Here is a 13,386-nt window from a genome sequence, read left to right as displayed (position 1 = left end):
GGCACCGACCCGCCACCTTCTACTCAGTTCGCAACGCCTTCATAGGATCGACATGCATAGCGCGGCGCGCCGGGATGTAGCAGGCCAGCATCGCAATCGCTGCGAGGATGGCGGAGACACTCAAATACGTCGCTGGATCAGTCGCACTGACTACGATCATGCTGCCCAGAAGATGAGCGATAGCGAACGCTCCCGCCAGACCAAACACCAGTCCAATCCCGACGATCCAGAGACCCTGCCTGTAAACGCTCCTCAGGATATCCCCACGCCGCGCTCCCAGCGCCATCCGGATACCGATCTCGGCAGTTCTCCGGCTAACAACATACGAAAGCACACCGTAAACACCTACAACGGCGAGGATAAGCCCCAGTGTTCCCATGATCCCAGCCAGGCCAGCTGCCACCTGAAAGATAAGCAGGCCGTTAGGAGAATAGAGAGATTCATGCAGAGTCTTTACCTCAAACACAGGCAGCATCGGCGCGATATTGTGGATGGAACGTTCGACCTCGGAGATGAGCTCTACAGGATCTCCTGCGGTGCGTATCTCGAGCGTGTTCAAAGAATTCGTGGCATAGTGCTGCTGGAAAGGCAGGTAGAAATAGGGGTCTATGGGCCCGGAAAATCCCTGGTAACGGACATCGTGCGCCACACCGATCACCTCTATCGGATGCGTCGGATCCCTGCTCATGGAGAATTGTCTCCCGATCGGATCCTGATTCGGCCAATACTTCTTTGCCATAGCCGCGCTGACGATGCCCACATTGGGGCTGCTCTCCTTGTCCACATCCGTGAACCCACGCCCCTCGTCCAACGAGATCTGCATGGTGCGGAAATAATCCGGACCGATCACGTTGTAGTTCAGACTGGGTGCGGCATGCCCAGCCGAAGGCTGATCGCCACTGACGGTGACCGTATCGAAACCACTGTTGACATACCCCATCGGTGTCGAACCGGCTATGGTCGCAGAGTCAACGCCCGGGAGCGCGCGAACGTGCTCGAGGAGTCCCTGATAGAAGTCGCGAGTCTGCACATCCTTATAGCCGATCTCGCTGGGGTCCATGGTGAGCAGCAGCACATTCGCAGAATTGAAACCCAGATTCGCGTGTGCGCTCTCCGCCAGGCTGCGTGTAAAAAGGGCGGCGATGATTAAGAGCATCAGCGCGCTGCCCACCTGCAAAACAACCAGCGCGTCGCGGAATCTGCTCCTGCCTCCGGCAACGCCACGGCCGCCTTCCCGCAGGATCAGATTCAGGTTGGCGTGCCCCAGTCGAATTGCCGGAACAATCCCGACCACGGTGCCGGCCAGCAGAGCAATCGTCACCGAGAAGAGGAGGACGTGCGAGTCGAAACCGAAATCGAAGTGCACCGGCAGATCGATGTTCAGGTTCATAGAGCTCAGCATCGAACTACCCCATGCACCCAGGCCAACGCCGGCTATGCCGCCCAGCAGTGCCAGTAGAAGGCTCTCTGTCATCATCTGGCGAATCAGCCGAGAGCGTTGTGCGCCCAGCGCAGAACGAATCACCATCTCGCGTTCGCGCACGCTCGCACGCACCAGCAGGAGATTGGCAACATTCACGCAGGCCAGTAGCAGAACCAGACCGGCAAGCCCTAGGAAAAATGCGGACACCGTCATATAGATGCTCTGCGAATCCAGGTCGCCGAGTCTTCCCGCATAGAGTGGAAATGATCGTAACGCCGCGTCCTTTTCGCTGTCGGGGTGCTCGACCGCCAGCCGTCGCGCAACGAGCGCAAGCGCTGCGTCCGCCTGCTGTCGCGTGACACCAGGTCGCAAGCGGCCAAAGAGATGCTTGCTACGGCTGTCTTCTTTGTTGAAGGTGGCAAGCGGTTCATGGTCGATGGGCATAATCATCGCCGCCGGCAGATAGACCTGCACCTGGGGAGCAGTCACGAGCCCGCGAAAGTTGCGCGGCGCTACACCAATGACCGTCACCGGATAACTGTTCACTGCAACCTGCCGCCCGATGATATTCGGATCTCCCGCGAAATGCTCCTTCCAATACTGGTAGCTCAACACCATCACCGGATCGGAGCCGGGGGTAGCACCCTCCGAAGGACGAAAGAGTCGTCCCAGAAATGGCTCTACGCCAAGCATCTGAAAGTAGTTGCCCGTCACATAACTGCTAAGCACCCGGTCGGGCTTGTTCCCCTGTGCACTCAAGCCATCTAAATAAATGCGTTCGGCGATGACTTCGGAGAAGACATTCAACGTCCCATCCCGCACCTCTCGATACTCGGGCATCGACAGGCTCGGTTGCCAGGAATCGCCCTTCTGCTCGAATCCCATTTCGACAACTCTACCTTCGTCCCGTATGTGTAGAGAACTGAAGAAGAGGCCGTTGGTAATACTGAAGATGGCTGTGTTGACCCCTATCCCCAACGCGAGGGTGAGAATAGCAATGGCGGCAAAACCACGACTGCGGAACAGTTGCCGCACGCCATAACGAAGGTCCCGGCCCAGATTCTCCATCAGAACAAAGCTGTTCATCTGCCTAATCTCCTCGCGAACTACCGTTGGATTGCCGAATTTGATGTAGGCTTGCCGCCGCGCCTCCTGCGGTGTCATGCCACGCGCGCTGTTGTGATCGATCTCTTCCGCCAGATGCGCCTCGACTTCGCGCACGCGTTCCTCATCCCAGTAGCGGCGGTGCAGAAAGCGGCGCAAGCTCATCGGTACCTCCTCATTTCTGTTCAGCAGTCCGGGTAACGTTTTGCATCACGCTTCCAATGGCCTTCACCATGGACTGCCACCGGTTGGCCTCTACCGTAAGCTGTTTGCGGCCGGCTGCTGTGAGCCGGTAAAAGCGCGCCTTCCGATTGTTCTCGCTGACTCCCCAATAGGAGGAGACCCATCCCCGATCCTCCAGGCGATGAAGCGCCGGATAAAGCGACCCCTGCTCGATCTGCAGTACCTCATCCGACCTCTGCTCAATCACATGCGCGATCGTGTGCCCGTGCGCCGGTCCCAGCACCAGCGTTTGCAGCACAAGCATGTCCAGTGTTCCGAGCAGCAACTCCTGCTCCTTTTTCGACTTGACCATCCATCCCCCATAGAACGTCTATTGGAGACGACAATACACCAGTAGACGTTCTATGGGAAAGAAAAAAATGTTTTCAGAGGGTTCGATACGCAAAAGGGCCCCCCCCCGACAACCTGGAAGACGTCATCAAACATAGGCTGGCAGCGTGCAAACACTGCGCTGTGGCAAAAACCGGACGGGCATGGCTTCACAGTCTGCGAAAAAACTCAACTCTCCCTGAGAACATGCCTTTAAAGCGCTGAAGGCGCGTCATATCCCAGCCTGGGGCGCAAGCCCCTGCCGCAGAGCGCGATGCGAATGTTTGTGGCGCGCTTTGCGTCTAAGCCCCAGGAAAATGTCAGGCCGAAGGCCCGTACCGCTCTGCCGAAGGCCGGAGTGAAGGCGCAGCCGCAACGACTGAATTGCTTTCCTTCGTGTAGCCCAGGTCTCTCAGGGAATACTGAGGATATATTCGCGGACACGGCCATCCGTCTCACCGCGATCAATGAAGGCAATTCCCTCGTTGCACCCTGCCGCGTGCCTCATTCATGCGCGTTCTTTGCGCATGAACGCGCAGCAACTCATACGCCACCCAAAGGATTCGAGGTACGAGTGGCACCATCTATCTTGAGAACAACGATCAAGATAGGCGCATTGGCGACCTCACATCGCAAGCTGACCATAGACCAATCCGTACATGGATTATGCTGCGCCCCTTTGACATTCTAGGAGAAGGTGATTACTCTCCTAGTCATACTAGGAGGAGATAGATGGGAAGGCAAAACGATCTCTTACAGGGAACGCTGGACATGATGGTACTGAAAGCTGTCTCGCTCGGACCGCTGCACGGCTACGGCGTACTACAACGTATTCAGCAGATCTCCGGGGACCGGCTCGAGATTCAGCAAGGGTCGCTCTATCCCGCGCTCTATAGGCTTGAACATGAAGGCTGGATTACGGGTGAGTGGGGCCAGAGCGAGAACAATCGCAAAGCGAAATACTATCGTCTCTCCGCATCCGGCCGGCGGCGCCTCCATGCCGAAACCGAGAAATGGAATCACATGTCGGACGCCATTGGAGCGATTCTCCGCGCCACTCCGGAGGAGATATGAGTCTATCCAGCCGTTTCTCGACATGGTGGAAGGCCGTCACACGCGCGAGTCAACTCGACAGTGAAATCGAGGATGAGCGTGCCTTTCACATTGAGAGCCGCGTCGAAGACCTGACACGCAATGGACTATCGCGGAAAGAGGCTCTCCGGCAGGCACGCGTTGAGCTGGGGGGCCTCTCTGCGCAAAAAGAGAATTGCCGCTCTGCCTGGGGAACACGCGCATGGGACGAACTGCGTTCCGATCTTCGCTATGGCTGCCGCATGCTGATCAAAAACCCCGGCTTTGCTGCGATTGCCATTGGATCACTCGCTCTGGGTATCGGTGCCAACACCATTATCTTCACTCTCGCCAAACAGGTGATGCTGGATCGATTGAATGTTGAGCATCCCGAGCAGCTTAGGCTCTTCGGCTGGTCGCAAAACGAGAAGAGCGGTGCTGTGCAGTGGGAATGGGGCACCGACGTGGCTACTCCTAAAGGGAAGATGATAGACACCTCGTTCTCGTATCCGATCTATCAGCAACTGAAACGGCAACACCAGGAGATGGAAGACATCTTCGCCTTTAAGAACTTTGGAAGAACGACAGTCACCATCGATGGTCAATCAGAGATTGTCGAAGCAGAGCTGGTATCAGGCAATTATTACAAGGCGCTTGGGGTGAAGCCCGAACTGGGGCGCGGCATTCAGGATTCAGACGATGGCATCGTCGGCAGTAGTCCTGTCGCCGTCATCAGCGACAGCCTGTGGTCGCGCCGCTTTGGACGCTCTACCTCTGTTATTGGGAAGACCCTTGAACTGAACTTGGTTCCCGTCACAATCGTTGGCGTGAATCCTCCGTCATTTACCGGTGCCGAGAGTGTTCAAATCTCACCCGATATATTCTGCCCTTTCAGCATGCAGCCTATCGCATTCCGACGATATGCTCCGTCTCTCCTCGCGAGCACCACTAACTGGTGGGTTGTCGTTATGGGAAGAATAAAACCCGGTGCCAATGAAGCAGCCGCGAGTGCTTCGTTTGATGCAGCTCTCAGTAACGCCGTCAAAGCAACGATGACGCTGACGAAGGATGCGACCATGCCACGCTTCGACTGGGTCGATGGAAGCCGTGGTCTGAACGAGATGAGACGGCAATTTGCTAAACCTATCTATGTTCTCCTCGCGCTCACCGGCTTTGTTTTGTTGCTGGCATGCGCCAATCTTGCGAACCTGCTTCTGGCCCGTTCCAGCGCACGTCAACGCGAGATGAGCGTGCGACTTGCACTCGGTGCCGGGCGAGGACGCATACTCCGGCAGATGCTTACCGAAAGCCTGCTGCTCTCCGCCATGGGCGGAATCGGAGGACTTTTCCTTGGTTATCTCGGTCACAACCTGATTCCCAATCTGCTCTCCAGCTCCTGGGAGGCAACAAAGATTGTGAATCATCTCGACTGGCAGATATTTGGCTATACCACGGCCATCTCTGTCTTAACGGGGTTGCTCTTTGGAATGGCTCCCGCATGGCAGGCCGCAGGCACGCAGGCCAGTTCCGCGATGAAAGAAACTGCGCAAAACGTCACGCAGCGCAGACGAGGCTTTGCCGGTAAGACCCTCGTCGTACTTCAGATTTCGCTCTCCGTCATCCTTGTCGTCGGCGCCGGGCTCTTCACCCGAACGTTGTCAAACCTCAGCAAAGCCCCTCTCGGTTTCAACCCCGCAAATATCCTGCTCTTCGATATTCAACAGCCGAACACTCGCTATCCAGCACCGAAAGACATCGAACTCCACCGCGAGTTGGAAGAAAAGCTCTCTCAGATTCCGGGAGTCGATTCGCTGACGCTCTCCCAGGCGACTTTGATCTCCGGCGCACGCTGGATGTATGACTTTACTCCGGCGGGACAGTCCACAAAAGACGCCGACAAGGTTTCGGCAAACTTCAACGCAGTCGGCGCTCACTTCTTTTCTACCTTTGGAATACCTGTGCTTGCAGGTCGAAGTTTCACGAGCAGCGATACATCCACATCCAAGAAAGTGGCCATCGTCAATCAACAATTAGTAAAGAAGTTCTTTTCCGGAGCAAACCCCATCGGAAAGATCTTCACCAGCAGCCTATCCCATAGCGTTCCAACTGAGATTGTGGGGGTTGTTGCGGATACAAAATACACCAGCGTCAGGCAAGACCCACCCGCAACCTTTTATGAGCCGTATATCCAACTGGACAATCTGGAGAGTGGCGTGACCTACGAGGTCCACACACACATGAAGGCCGCAGCGATCGTCCCCATGCTGCGTAACGCGATTCAATCAGTCGACAAGAACCTTCCCTTGATGGATATCCGCACGCAGCAGGAGCAAATTGATGACACCACCAGCCAGGAGCGTATCTTCGCCGCTCTTACTGGGGGCTTCGGCGTGTTGGCGGTGGTCCTTGCCTGCATCGGAATCTACGGCATTATGGCGTATACCGTTTCGCGGCGCACCAATGAGATCGGCATCCGCATGGCGCTTGGAGCCCAGGCCGGGCAGGTGCTTCGCATGATTCTGGGAGAGGCTTCGTGGCTCACGATAGTCGGTGTACTTGCTGGACTTGGAATCGCTGCCGCTATGGGACGCCTCATTACGAGTATGCTCTTTGGCCTTACATTCTGGGACCCTCTTACCCTGGCGACAGCTGCTCTATTGCTCGTTTCCGTAGCGCTGGGAGCCAGTTGGATTCCCGCCCGCCGCGCCGCACATGTTGATCCAATCAAGGCCTTGCGACACGAATAAGAGATCTACAATTTTTGCCGGGTCCTTATTCATGCGCGGTCTTCGCGCATGATTGGGCGGCCACACCGTTCACTTACGCTGGACGATCAGCATAGCTACTTCCCGCTCCCCGGGTGACACCAGCAGGCCCAGTTCTTTCTGTATCCGTTCGAAGAATTGATCTCTACTCAGCTTCTCCCGCCTCAACTCAAAGGAATAGCGACCTTGCAATTGGCTCTCATCAACTACAGGACGATCCAAACTTTGCTCTAGCGTGGAGCAGAATTCTGTAATCGTTCCACTCGATATCGAGATTGAATCGACAGCAATCCCCTCATTCGCCCTTTTTGAAAGCTGAAGTTGCTCTATGTCTTCACGTGTAGGCGCACTTTTCCCACTTAGGACAGTCACGAGACTGTGCGTCGCGGTAAATCCTCCCATATCCCTTGATTCGCGAAGTTTGGGCCCTGGGCCATGCGGGGCGGTCACAATGTAAACATCGCGGCGCCGAACGTCTCTCGTGATGAGAAGACCTAACTCACGCTGCAGAGCGATGCGGATAGACTCCTTCATCGCCGCTTCATCCTCTTCATTCGGCAGGACCAGTGCTACATCATATCGTTGTTGCGCAAGCTCCGGGTCCTCAAATTCAATGCGCGTTGCAGCATAGTCGTAGAGCATTCCGACAAGCCCCTGAAGCTCATAGCCTTGAGTGATCCAATAATTCGGCGCGCTCCACATAGATGTACCGATCTCTTTTTGCGTCGGTGATATGTGGACCGTGTCTGACGGTGAGAATTCAGGTCGTTGTGGATGCTGAACGTGCCGAGAACGATGAAAAGCTTCGTTGTCATTCGGATCTTGAGCCATCGAAGGTATGGAGCCTCCAATCAATAGAAGTAAGAGCAGCGATCGCTTCATGTGGCCTCCGGGGTACAGGGAGGATGAGTCATTATGCCGGGTACCCCGTTCAGGCGCGTTCTTTGCGCGTGAGCCGGCGGCCACGAGTACCGAGCCTAACAGCGTGCAAACACTCTGCTGTGGCAAGAACCGGAAGGGCACGGTTTCAACCGTGCCGCAAAGACCGGGCCAATAGCCCCTTCCTCTCTGCCGAAGGCCGGAGTGAAGGCGCAGCCGCAACGACTGAATTGCTTTCCTTCACTAGCCCAGGCCTCTCGGGGATATGACCATCCATTACACCGCAACCAATGAAGGCACTTCCGTCGTTAGTTTTGCCCGCCGTAAACGCAGATGTGTGAATGCCAGCCGGGAATTCTTAGTGATTCCTCCATTACCCTTTGTGGAACATAACAGGCGAGCCATCAAAATACTGTATTAGAATGAATTCCCATCACAGGGATTCCATTTCTAGCGTTTTCTGCGACTTTTCAGGTTTGATCGAGTCTGAAACACCAAGGGCTGCTGGCATTTATGTTTGCGTCCGGAGGGTCATCATGAACGGTATTCAGATTGAGCACATCCTAAACGTCATCGAAGAGAAGAGCGATCAGAATCGCGCAGTCGTTCGTCAAGAAATTGCCATTTATCTGCGAGAGCATATGCAGGATGTTGCGAACGATATTGCTAGCAAGGGCGTAGCGCGTATCCCTACCACTCTGGGCGAAATCGAGATCACAATGAAGGATCTTAATCTCCTTGCCGTATAGAGCCTCATGCTGACGCTCCTGCTAACTGTCCTGGCGACAGCTTATTTCGTTGTCCCCTTACTGCTCTGTCGTACGGTTGTTGGCTGTTTTCTCATTCGACGCTCGATGGCCGCGTCCAAAAGCGAAGAATTAATGCGCGGTGCTCTTTGGTCGATCATTCCATTAGTAATTGCATGGTCGACTCGAAATCTATTGCTTTTTCGTTTTCCAGCGGATGCGAAAGCGAAGGCCGAGATCGTCTTCACGGCGCTCTACAGTGACAAACTATTCGATGAGTTACACCTCGTATTCTTTCCCTCATTCATCGGCTTTGTTCATGCAAACCTATCGCTATTGGCTCGCATCTACCTAGTTGTCCTAATCGCGTCTGTTATTTTAGGCCTTATTGCGCGCAATTTCGGTGTAGTCCGGGCCCAATTCCGGAGGCACGGCCGACTAACCAAATGGATGCATTTGCTCGTTTTGCCACTCATTTCGGAATGGCACATCGCACTCTCTCCCATGCTCCTGCATGACCGGGATCAATATGGAATTGAAGTCGATGTGATGATGAAAGGTGGAGTTCTTTATCGCGGGCGGGTAAGCGAAAAGAAAATCGGTAGTGATGGATCCCTGCAGACTCTTTTACTAGATAAGCCGGATCGATTTCGTCATAACGATTTTGTTCGCGACTGCTCCGCCTATGAAGCTCAGGATGACAAAAGCGTGGTCGCTAAGCCAATATCATCCGAATACTGGCGACCTATTCCCGGCGACCTATTCCTATTGGTCGGCAGTGAAATTTCCAGCGTCAACGTCCGCCATACACTTAGGACTCTGATATCCGTGAATCCGCTTGAGGATAAGAATTTAACCAAGTTAATTAGCGAATTGAGTAGGATCGTCAATGTAGCTCTTCCGGATGCGCTGGATCGATCTAATCGGCAATCTTCGTAACCCTTACATTTACTATCTTCAAAGCTCCCTAGTCGGCATCGAGCTCCAACGTCAGATACTCCGGCGCGAGAGCCCGAAGGAAGTCCGCAGCATCGAACGCCTCACCCGGCGCAAGAGCACCGCTGCAGTGAGCTCGTCCGTCGAGAATCCGCTCGACAGCTTCGACCACGAGGGGCGCGGTGAATCCATAGATATCGCGTCCCTGCGCGACCGCCCGGCGAACACGGCTTCCCTTCCGGACAACAACCTCGACCAGGAAGGTCTGCGCCGACCGTCCGCTTTCGTCCGCAGCAACCGGTGGTGGAGTCGCGGAATCGCGAAGATCGCGCAGCGGTGTGTTGTTGAGGTACGTGCGAAGGCTCGCCACGCGCACGTGCCGGGCGATCACGTGAACCTCAGACAACGGGACCTCCGTGACATCCTGACGCCCAAAGGGCTCAGGAAACTCCCAGAACGTCTGGGGTGCGGGCTGCGCCAGCGGTACAAGCTTTCCGCCTTCCACCACTAGCCGCGGTGCCGTGTTTCGTTCGCCGGTAACCCGCGTCCCCAGCGTCGGACGCCAGCTATCCAGCGCAATCCCAACACGGATCTCGTCAGCTGCCTCCCAGTCTCCCATTGCGGCTGTGACCAGCAGATCGGCAAAGCCTCCATAGAACCCCATCGCCGGAATCACCAACACTCCAGCCGCTGTTGCAACAGCACCGAAGTGGTCGAACGTGGTTTGAGCGCTCAACTGCTCGGCCGTGACATCCAGATAGTGCATGCGGGCGCGCAACGCCGCTGCCGCCACAACGTCGGCTGTATCCAGAAACGGGCCCGCGCAGTTGATGACCGCCGCAGCACCAGCCAGAGCGCGGTCGAGCGTAGCAGGATTCTCGACGGAAGCGGTCCTGATCGTGACGCCACGCTCCTGAAACCCCAACTCCGCCATCTTCGCGCTGTCGCGGCCGATAGCTATTGGCGCGAACCCGCGGCGCAGCAGCTCGGCGACCACGAAGCGTCCCGTATGTCCCGACGCGCCAAAGACCGCAATCGTCCGGCCATTTCCTGACTTATCAGCTTGAGCACTCATGCTTTCCCTTTCGCTACAGACCTGTCTGTTTCCTGTAGAGTACATACAGGTCTGTAGTGCGTCAAGATCTCGAAGCTACAAATTTGCGCAACTGCCCCTGACACACCGTATCTAAAACAAGCTGAGAGGTGATATCGAGCACATGAGACGCAGAGAGTTTGTGAAGGCCGCAGCTTCCGTCATGGCAACCGCCGCAATCGGTAAGCATGTCTTCGCGCAGCAAACAGAGACGATCGACGCAGCGTGGTACACGCAGAACCGCAAGTTCGCGCAGCTCCCCATCGCGCGCGTGGCCTATGTGGAGCGAGGCTCAGGCCCCTCCACCGCGCTCTTCGTCCACGGCTTCCCGCTCAACAGCTATCAGTGGAGAGGCGCGCTGGAGCGGCTCAGCCAATATCGCCACTGCCTTGCGCCCGATGTGATGGGGCTCGGCTTCACCGAAGCTCCCGACACGCAAACGATCACGCCCGCCACACAGGTCGAGATGCTGGCAGCATTGCTCGATCGCCTCAAGATCCATGCCGTCGACCTCGTAGGCAGCGACAGCGGCGGTCTCGTCTCCCAGCTCTTCGTCACAACCTATCCGCACCGCGTACGTACGTTGTTGCTGGCCAACTGCGATGTCGATACGAACAATCCTCCAGCAGGATTTGTGCCACTCATCAACCTGGCGAAGAAGGGCCTGTTTGTAAAGGGTGTGCTGGTGCCGGAGATTGCCGACAAGAATCTCGCACGGTCTCCGAAGGGCCTGGGTGGCGTCTACACCTATCCTGACAAGCTGACAGACGAGACGCTCGACATGTATCTCAAGCCGCTGGCTTCAAGCGATTTAAGAAAACGGCAGGCGGATGAGTATGCCGTTGCGCTTGGCGAAAATGTGCTCGTACCCATCCGCGAAAAACTACATCACTGGAAACGCCCAGCGCGTATGGTGTGGGGCCTGAAAGATACGCTCTTCCCCGTGCAGGGAGCCGAGTGGCTCGACAAAACTTTGCCAGGCTCACGCGGCATCCGCCGTATAGACGATGCAAAACTCTTCTTCCCGGAAGAGATGCCGGACCTGATTGCAGAGGAAGCGGTAAAGCTGTGGGGTGTGAAGGCATAGCGTTCCAACAAAGGGCCAGAAACTCAGCATAGAGTTGAGACTCTGGCCCGTTTCTATCAAAAGTTATGAAGTTACGATGTCCGCTCAGGAGGTTCGAGAATGCCAGGAAATCCCAAAAACGCCAACGCCAAAAACACCAACGTTAGCGAGGCGCACGGCAACTCCGCCGAGATGAGGGACCGTATCCTCCGCACGGCCTCGACGCTCTTCTATCAACGAGGCGTGCGGGCCGTCGGCGTTGACCTCGTCGTCGAAGAAGCCGGAGTCGCCAAGACCAGCCTCTATCGCCATTTCCGCACCAAGGATGACCTCATCGCCGCCTTCCTGCAGGGCGAAGACGAGGACTTCTGGAACCACTGGAACGGGGTCACAGAACTCCACAAGACCGATCCGCTAGCGGAACTGGAAGCGCACCTCGATTGGATCGCCGAACGCGTCGGACGGCCCAACTACCGCGGCTGCCCCCAACTCAACGTCGCTGCGGAGTTTCCAGACTCCGACCACCCGGCCCGCAAAGTAGCCAAGGCTCACAAGCTGGAACTCCGGCGTCGCCTCAAGGGAATCGCCGAGCGGCTACGCGTCAAACGCCCGGACGAACTCGCCGGACAGTTGTCGCTGCTCATCAACGGAGCCTTCGTAAGTTCGCAGGTCTTTTCTCCAGGCGAGGCACGCCCGCTCCTGCAAGCCACCGCGCAAGCTCTGCTGACTGCCGCTCGCAAGCAATAGATCGAGCCACACCAATGCTTTTGTATTGATTTGTATTTCAGTTACCGTAAAATCGTCATCCTGAGCGAAGTAGCTCGCGCACTTTGCGAGCTACGCAGTCGAAGGACCCCGAAGAACTCTACTTGCCGATATGGTCTGAACCGTTTCAAGCACGGACTTTCGCTGCTCCTGCACTTAAACTGCGCTTTGCGCTTCAAGCTTTACGCGAACAACCGTTGCGCCATCTCATACTCGAAGAGCGCCGGATCATTTGGATACGGTTCCGTATGGCCAGTCATGCTGAATCCATTCCGTTCGTAGAATTGGATCGCGCTATGGTTCTCGCTGGTAACCATCAACTGCAGCGTGTGAACTCCGCGCATCTTGGACCACGATCGAATGGCATTGATCAAGATCCCGCCCACACCTGTTCGTCGAGCAGTAGGAGCCACCCACATGGAGACCATCTCCGCCCGCCGAGGATCATGTTGATCCAAAAACGCTCCGGCGATGCCACAATAACTCCCGCTGTCCACGGCCAGATAGCCCACCGACCTTTCCGTATTCAGATTGGCGGTGCGCTGAACCCAGTCAGCGTCGGAGAACTGAGACTCCCTGGCATAGGTGCTGCCGAAGGATCTGGGTGAATCCTGCAACGCCCAAAGGCGAGTCGTCTTGTACGCCAAAACATTAGCCTGAGTGATCTGTTCAAGAACTGGCATCGCAGGGCCCCTACGGTCTATCCAGAAATTCTACTAAGTCATCATGCCAGAGCAATCGCATTTGAAATCCTCGGCGGGCTAAGACCTAAAGGCATGTAATTGCATGAAATGCAGATAGAGAAGAAATGCAGATGGAGGAACAGAGGTAGGAACGGGCCTCAATCTAAGCCCCGAAGGGGCGCCCCCATCACAGCCCAGGGTGAAACCCTGGGTTACGGACCCCAATAATCCCGAGCCCTTCTATGAGACGGCAGTTCAAGGTCAAGCGAAAAGTTATCCCAAGCTAGACATTATTAAGGAAAG

General features: G+C 55.8%; 11 protein-coding genes. 6 read left to right on the top strand and 5 right to left on the bottom strand.

The features are described from left to right. Positions 1–19 precede the first annotated feature (19 nt). Together GSQ91_RS08485 and GSQ91_RS08480 are read right to left on the bottom strand one after the other, a co-directional pair. The gene (locus tag GSQ91_RS08485; protein WP_158821077.1) at positions 20–2,692 is read right to left on the bottom strand and encodes an ABC transporter permease; all 2,673 of its coding nucleotides are present in this window, start codon (positions 2,690–2,692) and stop codon (positions 20–22) included. A gap of 10 nt (positions 2,693–2,702) precedes the next feature. Continuing rightward, a complete protein-coding gene (locus GSQ91_RS08480) occupies positions 2,703–3,062 on the bottom strand; it encodes a PadR family transcriptional regulator (protein WP_158821075.1) in 360 nt (119 codons plus the stop codon). 749 nt (positions 3,063–3,811) lie between these two features. Between GSQ91_RS08480 and GSQ91_RS08475 the strand changes: the two genes are divergently transcribed. Next, positions 3,812–4,153 (top strand): PadR family transcriptional regulator, encoded by a 342-nt coding sequence (locus GSQ91_RS08475; protein ID WP_158821073.1) that lies wholly within the window; start codon positions 3,812–3,814, stop codon positions 4,151–4,153. Further along, positions 4,150–6,897 (top strand): ABC transporter permease, encoded by a 2,748-nt coding sequence (locus GSQ91_RS08470; RefSeq protein WP_158821071.1) that lies wholly within the window; start codon positions 4,150–4,152, stop codon positions 6,895–6,897. Before GSQ91_RS08475 ends, GSQ91_RS08470 begins: the two co-directional genes overlap by 4 nt. Positions 6,898–6,966: 69 nt before the next feature. Here GSQ91_RS08470 and GSQ91_RS08465 read toward each other — a convergent pair whose 3' ends face one another. Next, a complete protein-coding gene (locus GSQ91_RS08465; protein WP_158821069.1) occupies positions 6,967–7,797 on the bottom strand; it encodes a TIGR03435 family protein in 831 nt (276 codons plus the stop codon). A gap of 533 nt (positions 7,798–8,330) precedes the next feature. Between GSQ91_RS08465 and GSQ91_RS08460 the strand changes: the two genes are divergently transcribed. Both GSQ91_RS08460 and GSQ91_RS08455 read left to right on the top strand, forming a co-directional pair. Then, a complete protein-coding gene (locus GSQ91_RS08460; protein ID WP_158821067.1) occupies positions 8,331–8,543 on the top strand; it encodes a hypothetical protein in 213 nt (70 codons plus the stop codon). A 6-nt stretch (positions 8,544–8,549) separates the two neighbouring features. Beyond that, positions 8,550–9,479, top strand: a complete 930-nt coding sequence (locus tag GSQ91_RS08455; RefSeq protein WP_158821065.1) for a hypothetical protein — start codon at positions 8,550–8,552, stop codon at positions 9,477–9,479. A gap of 28 nt (positions 9,480–9,507) precedes the next feature. Here the strand turns inward: GSQ91_RS08455 and GSQ91_RS08450 are convergent, their stop codons facing one another. Beyond that, entirely contained in the window at positions 9,508–10,551 is a 1,044-nt protein-coding gene (locus GSQ91_RS08450) for a trans-acting enoyl reductase family protein (protein ID WP_158821063.1), read from the bottom strand. 142 nt (positions 10,552–10,693) lie between these two features. Between GSQ91_RS08450 and GSQ91_RS08445 the strand changes: the two genes are divergently transcribed. Then, on the top strand, positions 10,694–11,656 hold the full coding sequence (locus GSQ91_RS08445; RefSeq protein ID WP_158821061.1) for an alpha/beta fold hydrolase: 963 nt from the start codon (positions 10,694–10,696) through the stop codon (positions 11,654–11,656). 99 nt (positions 11,657–11,755) lie between these two features. Continuing rightward, a complete protein-coding gene (locus GSQ91_RS08440) occupies positions 11,756–12,382 on the top strand; it encodes a TetR/AcrR family transcriptional regulator (protein ID WP_158821059.1) in 627 nt (208 codons plus the stop codon). 200 nt (positions 12,383–12,582) lie between these two features. On the opposite strand, the gene GSQ91_RS08435 is transcribed toward GSQ91_RS08440, so the two are convergent. Then, entirely contained in the window at positions 12,583–13,083 is a 501-nt protein-coding gene (locus GSQ91_RS08435; RefSeq protein ID WP_158821057.1) for an N-acetyltransferase, read from the bottom strand. Positions 13,084–13,386: the final 303 nt, after the last annotated feature.

Origin of the sequence: Granulicella sp. S156 (genome assembly GCF_009766105.1) — a bacterium.
GTDB lineage: Bacteria > Acidobacteriota > Terriglobia > Terriglobales > Acidobacteriaceae > Granulicella.
The sequence above is the reverse complement of the archived record's forward strand: the minus strand, read 5'-3'. Positions and strand labels throughout refer to the sequence as shown.

Coding starts and splice junctions, on each gene's coding strand:
- GSQ91_RS08470 (WP_158821071.1), top strand. CDS start 4,150: ATGAGTCTATCCAGCCGTTTCTCGACATGGTGGAAGGCCGTCACACGC.
- GSQ91_RS08460 (WP_158821067.1), top strand. CDS start 8,331: ATGAACGGTATTCAGATTGAGCACATCCTAAACGTCATCGAAGAGAAG.
- GSQ91_RS08445 (WP_158821061.1), top strand. CDS start 10,694: ATGAGACGCAGAGAGTTTGTGAAGGCCGCAGCTTCCGTCATGGCAACC.
- GSQ91_RS08450 (WP_158821063.1), bottom strand. CDS start 10,551: ATGAGTGCTCAAGCTGATAAGTCAGGAAATGGCCGGACGATTGCGGTC.
- GSQ91_RS08480 (WP_158821075.1), bottom strand. CDS start 3,062: ATGGTCAAGTCGAAAAAGGAGCAGGAGTTGCTGCTCGGAACACTGGAC.
- GSQ91_RS08435 (WP_158821057.1), bottom strand. CDS start 13,083: ATGCCAGTTCTTGAACAGATCACTCAGGCTAATGTTTTGGCGTACAAG.
- GSQ91_RS08485 (WP_158821077.1), bottom strand. CDS start 2,692: ATGAGCTTGCGCCGCTTTCTGCACCGCCGCTACTGGGATGAGGAACGC.
- GSQ91_RS08475 (WP_158821073.1), top strand. CDS start 3,812: ATGGGAAGGCAAAACGATCTCTTACAGGGAACGCTGGACATGATGGTA.
- GSQ91_RS08440 (WP_158821059.1), top strand. CDS start 11,756: ATGCCAGGAAATCCCAAAAACGCCAACGCCAAAAACACCAACGTTAGC.
- GSQ91_RS08465 (WP_158821069.1), bottom strand. CDS start 7,797: ATGAAGCGATCGCTGCTCTTACTTCTATTGATTGGAGGCTCCATACCT.
- GSQ91_RS08455 (WP_158821065.1), top strand. CDS start 8,550: ATGCTGACGCTCCTGCTAACTGTCCTGGCGACAGCTTATTTCGTTGTC.